This is a genomic window from Azospirillum sp. UENF 211521, from assembly GCF_058780535.1.
The window spans coordinates 499,109-513,979 of sequence record NZ_JBSNCF010000001.1 but is presented as its reverse complement, the minus strand read 5'-3'; the positions used below and the strand labels follow the sequence as shown (position 1 = coordinate 513,979).

9 protein-coding genes are annotated in these 14,871 nt (G+C 69.5%); 7 read left to right on the top strand and 2 right to left on the bottom strand.

From position 1 onward, the window contains the following. The first annotated feature begins 132 nt into the window (after nucleotides 1-132). Nucleotides 133-1,761, top strand: a complete 1,629-nt coding sequence (locus tag ACWPN5_RS02390; RefSeq protein ID WP_492294040.1) for a methyl-accepting chemotaxis protein — start codon at nucleotides 133-135, stop codon at nucleotides 1,759-1,761. 146 nt (nucleotides 1,762-1,907) lie between these two features. Here the strand turns inward: ACWPN5_RS02390 and ACWPN5_RS02385 are convergent, their stop codons facing one another. Beyond that, nucleotides 1,908-2,930 (bottom strand): tripartite tricarboxylate transporter substrate binding protein, encoded by a 1,023-nt coding sequence (locus ACWPN5_RS02385; RefSeq protein ID WP_492294038.1) that lies wholly within the window; start codon nucleotides 2,928-2,930, stop codon nucleotides 1,908-1,910. 208 nt (nucleotides 2,931-3,138) lie between these two features. Further along, nucleotides 3,139-4,806: an HD-GYP domain-containing protein gene (locus tag ACWPN5_RS02380; RefSeq protein WP_492294036.1), complete on the bottom strand. Its 1,668-nt coding sequence runs from the start codon at nucleotides 4,804-4,806 to the stop codon at nucleotides 3,139-3,141. 219 nt (nucleotides 4,807-5,025) lie between these two features. On the opposite strand from ACWPN5_RS02380, the gene ACWPN5_RS02375 reads away from it, so the two are divergent. The 6 genes from ACWPN5_RS02375 (at nucleotide 5,026) to ACWPN5_RS02350 (ending at nucleotide 14,801) form a co-directional block, all read left to right on the top strand. Beyond that, nucleotides 5,026-9,894 (top strand): NAD-glutamate dehydrogenase, encoded by a 4,869-nt coding sequence (locus tag ACWPN5_RS02375; RefSeq protein ID WP_492294034.1) that lies wholly within the window; start codon nucleotides 5,026-5,028, stop codon nucleotides 9,892-9,894. A gap of 129 nt (nucleotides 9,895-10,023) precedes the next feature. Next, a complete protein-coding gene (locus ACWPN5_RS02370; RefSeq protein ID WP_145682431.1) occupies nucleotides 10,024-11,658 on the top strand; it encodes a tetratricopeptide repeat protein in 1,635 nt (544 codons plus the stop codon). Between the two features lie 109 nt (nucleotides 11,659-11,767). After that, nucleotides 11,768-11,956, top strand: coding sequence for a hypothetical protein (locus ACWPN5_RS02365; RefSeq protein ID WP_492294032.1), 189 nt, complete (start codon nucleotides 11,768-11,770; stop codon nucleotides 11,954-11,956). A gap of 100 nt (nucleotides 11,957-12,056) precedes the next feature. Beyond that, nucleotides 12,057-13,079 carry a hypothetical protein gene (locus ACWPN5_RS02360; protein WP_145682433.1) on the top strand — a complete coding sequence of 341 codons (1,023 nt, stop codon included), beginning with the start codon at nucleotides 12,057-12,059 and terminating at the stop codon, nucleotides 13,077-13,079. Between the two features lie 78 nt (nucleotides 13,080-13,157). Next, a complete protein-coding gene (locus tag ACWPN5_RS02355) occupies nucleotides 13,158-14,468 on the top strand; it encodes an MFS transporter (protein WP_492294030.1) in 1,311 nt (436 codons plus the stop codon). 81 nt (nucleotides 14,469-14,549) lie between these two features. Continuing rightward, on the top strand, nucleotides 14,550-14,801 hold the full coding sequence (locus ACWPN5_RS02350; RefSeq protein WP_492294028.1) for a hypothetical protein: 252 nt from the start codon (nucleotides 14,550-14,552) through the stop codon (nucleotides 14,799-14,801). Nucleotides 14,802-14,871: the final 70 nt, after the last annotated feature.

Here is a 14,871-nt window from a genome sequence, read left to right as displayed (position 1 = left end):
CCATGACCATCCGGCTGACCATCCGGCGCCAACGGACCGGCCAATGGCTGAAGCAGGTGCTCCATGACTTTCCTCAATCACCTCCACATTCCCACGAAAATGGGAATCCCGGCGGCGACAGCGATCCTGGGCATGCTTGCCATCGCGTTGCTCGGCGGCTCCGCCATCACGGAACAGTCACGCCTGCTGGACACGCTGTTCAACCGCTCCTTCACGCGGGAAGCGGATGTCCAGGCGTTGACCGACACGCTGACCGTCGCCCACGCCGGCCTCTACCGGACGGTGATCCTCAGCACCGCCAACGCCTCCCCCAAGGCGGTCGAGGATGAGGCGAAGGCGCTGATCGAACATCTTTCCAAGCTGAAGGTCCAGGCGGACAAGATGAAGGGCCAGTCGGCCGCGACCGACGAGGAGGGGCAGATCCTCCAGCGCTTCGGTTCCGACACCGCGGCCTATCAGGCGAAGGTGACCAGCTTCCTCGACCTGCTGAAGATGGGCGTCGATCCGCTCGACTTCCTGCAGGAGGTCCAGGCGGCCTACGGGCGCCTGAACGGCACCTCGCGCGATTACCTGACCTACCAGCGCCAGCAGTCGGCCGACGCCTACGCCAACGTGAACGCGTCGGTCGACGCGACCACCCAGGCCTTCATCGCCTCGGCGATCGTCGCCCTGCTGATCACGGTGGGCGTGGCGCTGTTCATCGGCTTCAACATCGCCCGTCCGGTGGTCCGACTGACCACGGTGATGGAACGGCTGGCCCAGGGCCGGCTGGAGGACGAGGTGCCCGCCGCCGAGCGCGGCGACGAGATCGGCCAGATGGCCCGCACCGTCCGTGTCTTCAAGGAGAACGCGCTGCGCGTCCAGGAGATGGCGCGCGAGCAGGAAGCCATGCGCACCCGCGCCGCGGAAGAGCAGCGCCGGGCCATGAACAGCCTCGCCGCCGACCTGGAGGCGTCGGTCAAGGCGATGATGGGCGAGGTGGTGCGCTCCGCCAACTCCATGCGCGGCGAAGCCAACGTCATGCTGGAGAACGCCCGCCAGACCAGCCACCACAGCGACTCGGTCGCCCACGCCGTGCAGGAGGCCACCAGCGAGGTGGAGAGCGTCGCCGCCGGCGCCGAGCAGCTCCGCGCCTCCATCTACGAGATCACCCGCTCCATCACCCAGTCGACCCAGCTCGCCCGCGGCGCGGTGGACGAGGCGGGGCGGACCGATTCGATCGTCCAGGGCCTCAGCGAGGCCAGCCGGAAGATCGAGGAGGTGGTCGGCCTGATCAACAACATCGCCGGCCAGACCAACCTGCTGGCGCTGAACGCGACCATCGAGGCGGCCCGCGCCGGCGAGGCCGGCAAGGGCTTCGCCGTGGTGGCGCAGGAGGTCAAGAGCCTCGCCAACCAGACCGCCAAGGCCACCGACGAGATCGGCGCGGAGATCGCGGCGGTGCAGGCGGCGACCACCGCGGCGGTCAACGCCATCCGCGCCATCGTCAGCACCATCCGGCAGGTGGACGAATCCCTCAGCACCGTCGCCGCGGCGGTGGAGGAGCAGGACGCCGCCACCCGCGACATCAGCGAGCGTTCGCAGCGCGCCGCCACCGACACGGTGGCCGTGCTCCAGGAAATGCGGCTGGTGCAGCAGGCGGCGGAGACCACCGGCCATTCCGCCGGCGCCGTCCAGACCACGACGGAGGAGCTGTCGCGCAGCTTCAACCGGCTGGACAACGAGATCGAAGCCTTCATCGGCCGGATCACCGCGGCCTGACCCGGCCCGATGCGGGGAGGACGCCGTGGCGTCCTCCGACGCCGCCCAACAGAACCGCCCAACAGAAAGGCCCCTCCTCCGCATGGAAGAGGGGCCTTTTCTATACGGCCCGTCCTGTTCGCTCTCCCCCGATCACTTCAGCCCAATCACTTCAACCAGGGGAACTCGCGCCACAGGTTGCGGAAATCGCCGTCCAGCTCCTTCAGCTCCGCCGAGAAGGCTTCGGAGTCGAGGATGCGCAGCGGCTGGTAGGTGTCGCGGGCCTTGCTCTGGAACTCCGGGTCGTTGGCGGCCTTGGTCACCGCGTCGATCAGCTTGGCGCGGACCTCCGGAGGCAGGCCCTTCGGCGCGCCGACGCCGCGCAGCGACGCCATGGTGATGTTGTAGCCCAGTTCCTTGAAGGTCGGCAGGTCGGGCGCCATGTCCCAGCGCTGCGTGCTCATCACGCCCAGAACGCGGATGTTGTCGCCGCCGGCCTTGCCGCGCAGCCCCTCGCCCAGATTCTGGCCGCAGACCTGGGTGTGGCGGCCGAGCATGGACCGGTAGTTCTCCGCGCTGCCCGGAAAGGGCACGTGGGTGAAGCGGACGTTGGCCTGCCGCTGGAGCAGCAGCATGGCCAGATGGTCGTCCGACCCGACGCCGGTGGAGCCCAGCGTGATGGTGTTCGGATTGGCCTTCGCCTGGGCGATCAGATCATCCACCGTCTTGTAGGGGCTGTCGCCGTGGACCGTCATGATGCCCGGATCGTCGACGATGTTGACCAGCGGGTCGAGCCGGTCGAGCGTGAAGCGGGCGTTGCGCTCGATCGGGATGGTGACGACGTTCGGCGTGTTGATGAAGCCGATGGTGTAGCCGTCCGGCGTGGCGTCGGCGATGGCCGCGAAGCCGATCTCCCCCCGGCGCCGCCGCGGTTCATCACCACGATCCGCGCGCCGCCGCCCAGATACTTCTCGATGAAGGGCGCCAGCATGCGCGCGGTCACGTCGGTCGATCCGCCCGCCCCATAGGCGACGATCATGGTGATCGGCTTCTCCGGGTAGGCGGCCTGGGCCGTCGTCGCGCCCAACAGCAGGGCGCAGGAGGTCAGCAGGCTTGAAAAGAAATGTCTGGCTTTCATGGTCGGCTCCGCCAAATGCTGCCGCCCGATTACCACAACGGAGCGCCGCCAAGGAGCGCGCCCGCGGCATCGGTTGCATAATTCATAGTAACACGATTTTTTGTACACTATAGTATTTATGGCGCAACCATAATGAGAGCATTGGACACAGCGTCGCACCGTCTGGCATCACCGCAGGACGACACCGCAGGACGACGGCGAAACAGCCCTTCCACTTGGGAAAGGCCGTTCGGTCCGGTTCCATCATACGGAGACGGGGATCAGTTGATCGGTTCGGCGCGGTTGCCGAACAGGGCGCGCAGCTTGCGCCCGATCGCCGCCACCAGCAGGCCCTGGTTCCCGCCCTCCGGCTTGGGGAACCAGTCCGGCTCCTCGGCCTGGATGCGGCGGACCACCGTCAGGAACGCCTCGACCACCAGTGGGTCGAAGTCCTTGCCCGCCCGCTCGGCGATCCAGGTGATGGCGTGCTCCACCCCCCAGGCCTTGCGGTACTGGCGGTCGGTGATGAGGGCGTCGAACACGTCGGCCACGGCCATGATCCGCGCCGACACCGGGATCGCCCCGCCGCGCAGCCCTTCCATGTAGCCCGACCCGTCGTACCGCTCGTGGTGGTAGCGGGCGATCTCCGCGGCGATGGACAGCAGGCTGCGCCCGCGCAGGGGCAGTGCCGCCTCGCTGAGGATGCGGTGGCCGATCAGCGTGTGGCGCTGGATGGCCGCCATGTCGTTGTTCGCCAGCTCGCCGGGGATGCCCAGCGTCTCGTCCGACACGCTCAGCATGCCGACGTCGTGCAGCAGGGCGGCCAGCCCGACCTTCTCCGCCAGTTCCTCGTCCAGCTCGTCGGCGAAGCGGCCGTGGAGGCGCAGTTCGCGGGCGATGTCGCCGACCAGCCGCTCGATGCGCTGGAGGTGGCCGGCGGCGGCGTTGTCCTTGTATTCGGCGAGCGATCCCATGGCCAGCACGGTGGCCTTCTGGGCGGTGTTCAGCTCCTCGAACAGCAGGGCGTTCTCGAAGGCGATGGAGCATTTGTTGCGGAACAGCTCCAGCAGCTGCCACTCGCGCGCGGTGCCCTCGTTGTTGTGGCCCTCGACGTAGATCATGCCGATGATCCCGCCATGGGCGCGCAGCCGCAGCGCGCAATAGCCCGGCTCGACGATGGTCTCGGAACTCGGGCTCAGCCGCTCCAGCGCCGCGGCGACGTTGGGCTCGCCCAGCTCGGCGACGTCCACGTCCTTCCACTTGGCGAAGCGCCCGGTGGAGGCGCGCACGCGGATGCGGCGGTCGCGCGGCAGCGTGTCGCCCTGGATGCACAGCAGGGCGTGCCGCCCGATGCCCAGCAGCCCGACGACGCGCGGCAGGATGTTGGGGAACAGCACGTCCGGGGTGCGCATCTCCAGCAGGCCGGTGGTCGCCACCAGCATGCGGGCCAGCGCCTTGCGCCCGGCCGCCTGGGTCTGCAGGTTGGTGAAGGCGCGCAGCCGCGGGACCACCGCGGTGCGCAGCGTGCGCGCCGTCAGCCCGTCCTTCAGGCGGTAGTCGCTGACGTCGTGGCCCTCCACCACCTCCTCTTCCGGCGCCCGCCCGGGGTGGGCGGTGCAGACCAGGATGCGGACCCGGCTGTTCCCGAGATCCTTGCGGATGTGGTCGATGAGGCCGAGCCCTTCCGGCACCCCATCCGCCGCGGGGTCCAGCACCGGCTCCAGCAGGACGGCGGCGGTGCTGGGGTTGCGGTACAGCGCCTCGCGCGCCTCGGCGGCGGTGGCGGCGGTCAGCACCGTCACCGGCGCCCCGTCCAGCGCGAAGCCGTCGAGCGCGGCGCGCGTCAGCCCGGCCAGCGCCGGGTCGGGATCGACCACGAGGACGTGCAGGCGGGGCTTGGCGGGCGGAACCGGGGTGGCCTCCGGCGGGCGGGCGTCGTCGCTGGGCATGATCGTCTCGATGGTTGCGCTCGGGAAGCGCGACGGAACGAAAAATACGCCCACTTCCGGACTCATTCAACTTTCATCGATTTGGACACGAAGGGCCGCTCCGTACTAACCGCCTCTTCCGGTTACGCCCCTCCGCCTGTTGCCTGTCGCGGCAAATCGGCTACCCTCTCCCTACAACGGCGGCCAACCGCCGCAAAAAATCAGGGAAGGATTGGAGCGATGGCTCTCAGGGCCGAACAGCTCAAGGACGAGCTGACCGAAGAGGTCGTGCGGCAGGTTCGCGAGCGGCTGGGCCGCAGCCGCGCGGCACCGGCGGAGCGCTTCGTACGGCAGTTCTACGACAACGTCCCGCCCGACGACATCATCCAGGCTCCGGCCGAGCAGCTCTACGGCGCCGCGCTGGCCATGTGGCAATGGGGCCAGCAGCGCGAGGCGACGGACCGCGCCAAAGTCCGCGTCTACAACCCCCGGGTCGAGGAGCATGGTTGGCAATCCCACCGCACGGTGGTGGAGATCGTCAACGACGACATGCCCTTCCTCGTCGACTCGGTGACCGCGGAGCTGAACCGCCAGGGGATGACCGTCCATCTGGTCATCCACCCCGTGGTGCGGGTCAAGCGCGACGCCGACGGCCAGCTGGTGGAGCTGTACGAACCCGCGGCGGCCCCCACCGACGCCGCCCCCGAATCCTTCATGCATGTCGAGGTCGGCGCCGTCACCGGCGCCGCCGCGCTGGATCAGGCCCGCGAGGGGCTGGAGCGCGTGCTGGCCGACGTGCGCGCCGCCGTCGCCGACTGGCGGGCCATGCGCCAGCAGGTGCGCGCCGCCATCGTGGAGGCCGACTGCGCCCGCGCCGCCGTCCCGGCCATCATCCCCGACGACGAGGTGGACGAGGCCAAAGCCTTCCTGTCCTGGGCCGACGACGACCACTTCACCTTCCTCGGCTACCGCGAATACCGCTTCGAGAGCGGCGCCGACGGGGCGGATTCCTCGCTGGGGCTGGTCGCCGGCAGCGGCCTGGGCATCCTGCGCGACGACTCCGTCACCGTCTTCGACGGGCTGCGCAACTACGCCACCCTGCCGCCCGACGTGCGCGACTTCCTGCGCAACCCGCGCGTCCTGATGGTGACCAAGGGCAACCGCCCCTCCCCCGTGCACCGCGCGGTGCCGATGGATGCCTTCCTCATCAAGCGCTTCGACGCCGAGGGGCGGATCATCGGCGAGCGGCTGGTCGCCGGCCTCTTCACCTCCGTCGCCTACAACCGCAGCCCGCGCGAGATCCCCTACCTGCGCCGCAAGGTCGCGGAGGTGATGGATCTCGCCGGCTTCGACCCGCAGGGCCATGACGGCAAGGCGCTTCTGCACATCCTGGAGACCTACCCGCGCGACGAGCTGTTCCAGATCCAGGTGCCGGAGCTGCTGGACATCGCCGTCGGCATCCTGCACCTGCAGGAGCGCCAGCGGCTGGCTCTGTTCGTGCGCAAGGACCCGTTCGAGCGCTTCGCCTCCTGCCTCGTCTACGTGCCGCGCGACCGCTACGACACCACGCTGCGCCGGCGCATCCAGTCCATCCTGGAGGCCGCCTACGACGGCACCTGCACCGGCTTCACCACGCAGCTCACCGAAAGCGTGCTGGCCCGCCTGCATTTCATCATCCGGACCGAGCCGGGGCGCGTGCCCGCCGTCGACGCCACCGATCTGGAGGCGCGGCTGGTCCAGGCGTCGCGCGGCTGGGACGACCATCTGCGCGACGCGCTGGTCGAGACCCACGGCGAGGAGCAGGGGCGCACCCTGTTCCGCCGCTACGCCGACGCCTTCCCCACCGCCTACCGCGAGGAGTTCAACGCCGAGGCCGCGGTCTTCGACATCGAGCGGATCGAGAAGGCGACGGCCCAGGGCACGCTGGGCATCAACCTCTACCGCCCGCTGGAGGCCGAAGGGGACGAGCTGCACGTCAAGATCTACCACGAAGGCCGACCGGTGCCGCTGTCCGACGTGCTGCCCATGCTGGAGCACATGGACCTGAAGGTGATCACCGAGGCACCCTTCGAGATCGCCATCGCCGGCCACGCCGCCCCGGTGTGGATCCACGACTTCACCGCGCGCTCGCAGAACGGGCTGCCCATCGACTGCGCCATGGTGAAGGAGAAGTTCCAGGACGCCCTCGCCGCCGTCTGGGACGGCCGGATGGAGGATGACGGCTTCAACCGCCTCGTCCTTCGCGCCGGCCTGACCGCGCGGGAGGTGACGGTGCTGCGCGCCTACGCCAAGTATCTGCGTCAGGCCCGCATCCCCTACGGGCAGGACGTGGTGGAAAGCACGCTGGCCGGCCATCCGGCCATCGCGCGCAAGCTGGTCGCCCTGTTCCACAGCCGCTTCGACCCGGCCCGCCGTTCGCAGAACGATCCGGGGCTGGCCGCGGAGATCGAACGCGCGCTCGACGGGGTGAAAAACCTCGACGAGGACCGCATCCTGCGGCGCTTCCTCAACCTGCTGTGCAACACGCTGCGCACCAACGCCTATCAGACCGGCGCGGACGGGCGGCCCAAGACCTACATTTCCTTCAAGATCGACAGCCGCCACATCGACGACCTGCCGCTGCCCCGCCCGATGGTCGAGGTCTTCGTCTACAGCCCGCGGATGGAGGGCGTCCATCTGCGCGGCGGCAAGGTGGCGCGCGGCGGCATCCGCTGGTCCGACCGCCGCGAGGATTTCCGCACGGAGATACTCGGGCTGATGAAGGCGCAGATGGTCAAGAACACGGTCATCGTGCCGGTCGGCTCCAAGGGCGGCTTCGTGGTCAAGCGCCCGCCGCCGCCGTCCGCCGGGCGCGAGGCTCAGCTTGCCGAAGGCATCGAGTGCTACAAGACGCTGATGCGCGGCCTGCTCGACATCACCGACAACCTCGACGCCGGGGGCGCGGTGGTGCCGCCGCCCGAGGTGGTCCGCCACGACTTGGAAATTTGGGGGGACGACCCCTATCTGGTGGTCGCCGCCGACAAGGGCACGGCGACCTTCTCCGACATCGCCAATTCGGTGTCGGTGGATCACGGCTTCTGGCTGGGCGACGCCTTCGCGTCGGGCGGCTCCGCCGGCTACGACCACAAGAAGATGGGCATCACCGCCCGCGGCGCCTGGGAATCGGTGAAGCGCCATTTCCGCGAGCTGGGGCACGACACCCAGACGCAGGACTTCACCGTCGTCGGCGTCGGCGACATGTCGGGCGACGTGTTCGGCAACGGCATGCTGCTGTCGAAGCACATCCGCCTGCTCGCCGCCTTCGACCACCGCCACATCTTCATCGACCCCGACCCCGACGCCGCGCGGAGCTGGGAGGAGCGGCAGCGCCTGTTCGACCTGCCCCGCTCCTCCTGGGCGGACTACGACGCGTCGCTGCTGTCCGCGGGCGGCCGCGTCTTCGACCGCTCGGCCAAGTCGCTGGAGCTGACCCCGGAAATCCGCCAGCGCTTCGGCATCGCCAAGGACCACGTCACCCCGCTGGAGCTGATGCAGACCCTGCTGAAGGCCGAGGTGGACCTGCTGTGGTTCGGCGGCATCGGCACCTACCTGAAGGCGGCGGAGGAGACCAACGCCGAGGTCGGCGACAAGGCCAACGACGCGCTGCGCATCGACGGGCGCGACCTGCGGGCCAAGGTGATCGGCGAGGGCGCCAACCTGGGCGTCACCCAGCGCGGCCGCATCGAGGCGGCGCAGCACGGGGTGCGGCTGAACACCGACGCCATCGACAATTCGGCGGGCGTCGACACCTCCGACCATGAGGTGAACATCAAGATCCTGCTGAACGACGTGGTCGTCCGCGGCGACATGACGCTGAAGCAGCGCGACCAGCTGCTCGCCGCCATGACCGACGAGGTGGCCGGCCTGGTACTGGCCGACAACTATCTGCAGAGCCAGGCGCTGACCGTCGCCCGCGCCCAGGGTCCCGACGCGCTGGAGGCGCAGGCCCGGCTGATCCGCTCGCTGGAGAAGGCGGGCCGGCTCAACCGCGCCATCGAGTATCTGCCCGACGAGGAGGAGCTGTCCGCCCGCATGGCCAACCGCGAGGGGCTGACCCGGCCCGAGCTGGCCGTGCTGCTGGCCTACGCCAAGATCACGCTCTACGACGATCTGCTGGCGTCGGACCTGCCGGACGATCCCTTCATGGCCGACGACCTCACCCGCTACTTCCCCAAGCCGCTGCGCAAGGCCCACGCGGACGCGGTGGGACGGCACCGGCTGCGGCGGGAGATCATTGCGACCAGCGTCACCAACAGCCTCGTCAACCGCACCGGCCCGACCTTCGTCAAGGAGATGATGGAGAAGACCGGGATGGGGCCGGGGGACGTCGCCCGCGCCTACACCATCGTGCGCGACGCCTTCGGCCTGCGCTCTCTGTGGACGGGGATCGAGGACCTCGACAACGTGGTTCCCGCCGCGCTCCAGACCAGCATGATCCTGGAGACGGTCCGCCACATGGAGCGCGCCGCCGCCTGGTTCCTGGCGAGCTGCCAGCAGCCGCTGGACATCGCCCGCGAGACGGAGGCCTTCCGGCCCGGCATCGAGACGCTTCTCACCGGTCTCGACAACGTGCTGGACGCCGAGGAGACGGCCCGCCTGACCGCCCGCGTCGCCTCCTACCAGGAGCAGGGTGTCCCCGCCGAGCTGGCCCGCCGCATGGCGGCGCTGCCGGTTCTGGCCGCCGCCCCCGACCTCGTTCGCATCGCCGGGCGCACCGGGCGCGGGGTCGCGGACGTCGCCGCGGTCTACTTCATGCTGGGCCGCCGCTTCGGCCTGGAGTGGCTGCGCGACAAGGCCGCCGCGGCGAAGGCGGAGAACCATTGGCAGAAGCAGGCGGTGGCCGCCCTGGTGGACGACCTGTTCGCCCACCAGACCGCGCTGACCACCCGCGTGCTGGAGGCGGTGGACCAGCTTCCCGCGGACGCCCCGGTGGAGGCCTGGATCGCCCACCGCCGGCCGGTGGTGGAGCGGGTGGAACAGCTCCTGTCCGAGCTGCGCACCCAGCCCAACGTCGACCTGTCGATGCTGGCGGTGGCGAACCGGCAGCTTCGCGGCCTGACGGCGGGGTAATCAGCTTCAAACCCCTCGTCCGGCTCCCTTCGGGCGGGTCCGGACGAGGGTTTCCCCATGCGTCCCGCCCGCTTTCCGGCTATGGTGCGGCCATTCCAAGGAATGTCCGCCCAACCGGAGCCCGCCGCGATGACCGACCCCCAGCCGACCCTGAACGACGCCATCCGCCTGCTGCGGACGAACGATCTGGGTGGGGCGGAGGCGGCCTGCCGGGCGATCCTGGCGACCGACCCGCACAACGCGCAGGCCCTGCACCTGCTGGGCGTCGTCGCCGCCCACACCGGCCATCCCGACGGCGCGCTCGACCTCTTCACGCACGCCATCGCCGAGGACGGCAATGACCCGTCCTTCCACAACAGCCGCGGCAGCCTGCTCTTCCAGCTCGGCCGCGCGGCGGAGGCTGAGGCGGCGTTCCGCGCCGGCATCGCCCTCAACGACCGCCTGCCGGAGCTTCACGGCAACCTGGGCAACGCGCTGAAGGCGCTGGGCCGGCTGGAGGACGCCGAAGGCGCTTTCCGCGCCGCCCTGGCCCTGCGCGGCGACGCGCCGGAGATGCACAATTTCCTGGGCACCACCTTGCGCGAGCTGGGCCGGCTGGACGAGGCGGAGGCCGCCTTCCGCGCCGCCCTGGAACGCGCGCCGGAGTATCTGGAGGCCCGCTACAACCTCGCCGAGGCGCTGAGCACCCGCGGCGCTCTGGAGGAGGCCGAGGAGGCGTTCCGCGTGGTGATCGCGGCGGCGCCCCGCTTCGTCCCCGCCCATGTCGGCCTCGCCCACACGCTGCAGAGCCTCGACCGCGCCAACGAGGCGGTGGAGGCCATCGAGGCCGCCCGCGCCATCGCGCCGGACCACCCGCTGGTGCAGTTCACCCGCCGGCTGATCCATTCCAACGCCGTCCCCGGCTGGCACCTGCCGATGATCAACGACTTCGAGCGCAACGACGCCTACGAGGCGGCGCTGAAGCGCGCGGTGACCCCGGACTCGCTGGTCCTGGAGATCGGCACCGGCTCGGGCATCGTCGCCATGATGGCGGCGCGCGCCGGGGCACGGAAGGTGGTGACCTGCGAGGTGAACCCGATCCTCGCCCGCATCGCCCGCGAGACCGTCGCCAACAACGGCTACGCCGACCGCATCGACGTGGTGCCGAAGCTGTCCACCCGCCTGTCGGTGGGCGAGGGCGGCGACCTGCCGGAGAAGGCCGACGTCTTCGTGTCGGAACTCATCAACATCGGCATGCTGGCGCCGCGCATGCTGTCGGTCCTTCAGCACGCGCGCACCCATCTGGTGAAGCCGGGCGGCGCGATCATCCCGCGCGCCTCGACCGTCTACGCCATGCTGGTGGAAACGCCGGAGCTGGCCCGCATCAACCCGGTGAAGACCATCGGCGGCTTCGACATGTCGGCGTTCGACGTGTTCCGCTCCCCCGGCTACCAGCAGATCGACCTCGGCGCCGAAACCCACACGCCGCTGTCGGCCGCCTTCACCGCGCTCGACTTCGACTTCACCCGCAACATGCCCGAGGAGGGCGGCCGCGAGATCGCCGTGGAGATCACGGCGGAGGGCACCTGCCACGGCGTCGCCTTCTGGTTCGACCTGCAGATGGACGAGGAGGTCGTCTACCGCTCCGAAAGCCGGGCGCGGACGAATCACTGGAAGCAGGCGATGACCTATCTGGAGACACCGATCCGGGTGCGCCCCGGCGATCGGCTGACCATCGTCGCCCGCTACGACAACAACCAGATTTCGTTCGGCGTGGGCGGCTGAGCGGACGCGTGCCTTCGGGGTTTCCCGCCAGCCGACCGACGCCGAACCGGAGAGGATCCATGAGCACCGACAAGACGCCCGACCACAGCGCCACCGCCCTCTCTCCCCCTTGCCCGACCTGTCCGACCTGGAGCGGCAGAAGGCGGAGATCGAGGCGATCCAGGCGCAGATGATGGATCTGCGCGCGAGGATCGACACACGCCTGGACGAACGTCGACCCACCATCGACGTCGTTCCGGTTCACCTCGACGAACCCGCGCCGCCCAATTCGCCCGCGGCCATTCGCCATACCGAATAAAACCTCGCAATTTTGACAACTCCCGCCTGAAAGCGTTACGCTGCCGTCAACGAATGGCGGCAGCGACCAAAGTGCCCGCCTGGATGGTCGGGAGGGCCTCATGTCGATCAACCCGTCGAACGCGCCGGCCTCCGGCCTCAGCCTCGGTTTCAGCCTCAAGGCGGCTCTGACCGTGCTGGGCGCCGACAAGGGAGCCCCGTCGCAGACCGCCGCCGGTCAGGCGGCGTCGGCCTCCGGCGGCTCGGCCGTCTTCGTCACCCTGTCGGTCGAAGCCCAGGCCTTCATGGCGACCACCACCGCGTCCAAGGCCGGCAAGACCGGAAACGGCACGTCCGCCGGTCCCTACGCAGCCTATTTCCCGACGCGTGACGGCAAGAACGCCACGGCGCTGGCCAAGGCGGTGTCCGATCCGGGGGCGGTGTCCAGTTCGGCGGGGTTGAGCGGGCCGGCCATCGCCAAGGACGCCCGCACCCGCATGGACGCGCAGTACGCGGCCATGAAGGCGAGCGGCAAGCCCTTCGACTTCGACAGCTTCGAGGGCCGGGACTGGTACTCCCTGATGGGCGATCTCGACCGCCGCTCGCTGGAAGCGGTCCGCAGCAACGCCGGCGGTAACTTCTCCAAGCAGGAGCAGGACATCGCCCAATCGATCATGGCGCAGCAGGAGGGTCTGGCCATGGGCCTCTACAACGGCCCGATCAGCCAGGAGGCCAGCTTCACTGATCCGTTCCGCGGCGACGAGGCCGCAAGGATGAAGGCGAACCTCACCTTCCTGGACGCCGTCGGCCCCGAGGAGAAGACCTCGACCGAATGGGCGACACGACGGGCGTCGGCGCAGGTGTCCTACGAAATCCACACGAGGGAGAAGGGCGATGAACCGGAAAAGCTCGACAGCGACAACCCGCTCGCGACCCTGATCAAGCAGGCGATGGACCGGTCGCAGTCCGACCCGCTGCGGCACATCCTTAAGACACCGGACGCGTTGAAGACACAGGCGTGGTTCAAGGGCTTCGAGTCCCGACTGGACACCACCGTCGCCCAAAACATGGCGCAAGGCATCGCCCAGGGCGTGGCGCTGGCGAAAGCCACCACGCCGGTGGCGGACTCCGCCAAACCGGCGTAGCCCCGCCCCCGGGTTGGCATTCCCGGCCGCTTTGCCTAGAGTGGGCCATCCCGGACAACAGACGGCCGATCCTTCAGCATGCCCCACACCGCCGAGGCGCCGAGCCGCCGTGCCATCGCGTCCTGGTGCCTCTACGACTGGGCGAACTCGTCGTACAACACCATCATCACGACCTTCATCTTCTCGGTTTATTTCGCCCGCGGCGTGGTCGGGGACGAGGTGGCGGGCGCCTCGCGCTGGAGCGCCGCGCTGACCGTCGCCGGGCTGCTGATCGCCCTGCTCAGCCCCGTGCTGGGCGCGGTGGCCGACCGGACGGGGCGGCGCAAGCCGTGGATGGCGCTGTTCACCGGCCTGACCGTGGTCTTCTGCGCCGCGCTCTGGTGGGTGAAGCCCGACCCGTCCCACGCTTTGTTCGCCCTGGTCTGCGTGGTCATCGGCACCGTCGCCTTCGAACTGGCGAACGTCTTCTACAACGCCAGCCTGACCGCGCTGGCGCCGCCGCGGATGCTCGGGCGGATTTCCGGCTGGGGTTGGGGCATCGGCTATTTCGGCGGGCTGGCCTGTCTGGTGGTCGCCCTGTTCGTCTTCGTGAAGTCGCCCGCCCCGCTGTTCGGCCTGCTCGACACCGCGGAGCAGGCGCCGGTGCGCGCCACCGCCCTGCTGGCGGCCGCCTGGTACGGGTTGTTCGCCCTGCCCTTCTTCCTGTTCGTGCCGGACGTGCCGGCGACCGGTCTCGGCATCCGTCAGGCGGCGCGGGAGGGCATGACGACGCTGCGCCGGACGCTGGCGGAGACGCGCAAATACCGCAACACGCTGCGCTTCCTGATCGCCAGCGCGATCTACCGCGACGGCATCAACACCATCACCGCCTTCGGCGGCATCTTCGCCGCCCACGCCTTCGGCATGAGCTTCGAGGAGATCCTGCTCTTCGCCATCGCGCTGAACGTGGTGGCCGGCGTCGGGGCCATCGGCTTCGCCTGGGTGGACGACCGGATGGGGGCCAAGCCGACCATCCTGGTCAGCCTGATCGGCCTGACCGCCTTCGGCGTGCCGCTGCTGCTGGCGACGGAGAAGGCGTGGTTCTGGGTGCTGGCCCTGGGGCTGGGCGCCTTCTTCGGGCCGGCGCAGGCGGCCGGGCGGTCGATGATGGCGCGGCTGGCCCCGCCGGGCATGGTGGGGGAGATGTTCGGGCTCTACAGCCTGACCGGCCGCATGGCCGGCTTCGTCGGGCCGCTCGCCTTCGGGCTGGCGACCGCGCTGTTCGAGAGCCAGCGGGCCGGCATGGCGAGCGTTGTGGCTTTCTTCGTCATCGGTTTTGGGCTTATGCTGGCGGTTCGGGAGCCGGCACCGGGCGATGCGAATACGGTGCGACAGTCCGCCGCGGCATGACGGCGGATTCACCCAGCGGAAGCTGCTAACTTGCCTTTTGCTGCGACGCACAACGAATTTTGCGCGGAGGGCGGAACGGACATGTTGCACATCAAGGACATTGAGGCCTTCGCCCACATCAACGAGGCGCTGGCCCGCGACCACGCCGCGGCGCGTGGGGAAGACGATTCGGCGGGACGGCCGCCGGGGCATCACCCGGCGTTGCATCCGGCGATGCTGATCGCCATGGCGGCGACCGGGCGCCTGAAGCCGGACGAGGCTGCGGACGGGAAAACGCCGCAGACCGAAGCCGCCGCCTTGCTGGCGCGGCTGATGGGGGCGCGGCGGGGGTAGAAAGTGCATTGCCCCCTCCCCGGCCCTCCCCCGCTCCGCGGTGGAGGGGGTTGGTCCCCTCCCTCGCCGA

Coding starts and splice junctions, on each gene's coding strand:
- ACWPN5_RS02355 (WP_492294030.1), top strand. CDS start 13,158: ATGCCCCACACCGCCGAGGCGCCGAGCCGCCGTGCCATCGCGTCCTGG.
- ACWPN5_RS02380 (WP_492294036.1), bottom strand. CDS start 4,806: ATGCCCAGCGACGACGCCCGCCCGCCGGAGGCCACCCCGGTTCCGCCC.
- ACWPN5_RS02390 (WP_492294040.1), top strand. CDS start 133: ATGCTTGCCATCGCGTTGCTCGGCGGCTCCGCCATCACGGAACAGTCA.
- ACWPN5_RS02350 (WP_492294028.1), top strand. CDS start 14,550: ATGTTGCACATCAAGGACATTGAGGCCTTCGCCCACATCAACGAGGCG.
- ACWPN5_RS02375 (WP_492294034.1), top strand. CDS start 5,026: ATGGCTCTCAGGGCCGAACAGCTCAAGGACGAGCTGACCGAAGAGGTC.
- ACWPN5_RS02370 (WP_145682431.1), top strand. CDS start 10,024: ATGACCGACCCCCAGCCGACCCTGAACGACGCCATCCGCCTGCTGCGG.
- ACWPN5_RS02360 (WP_145682433.1), top strand. CDS start 12,057: ATGTCGATCAACCCGTCGAACGCGCCGGCCTCCGGCCTCAGCCTCGGT.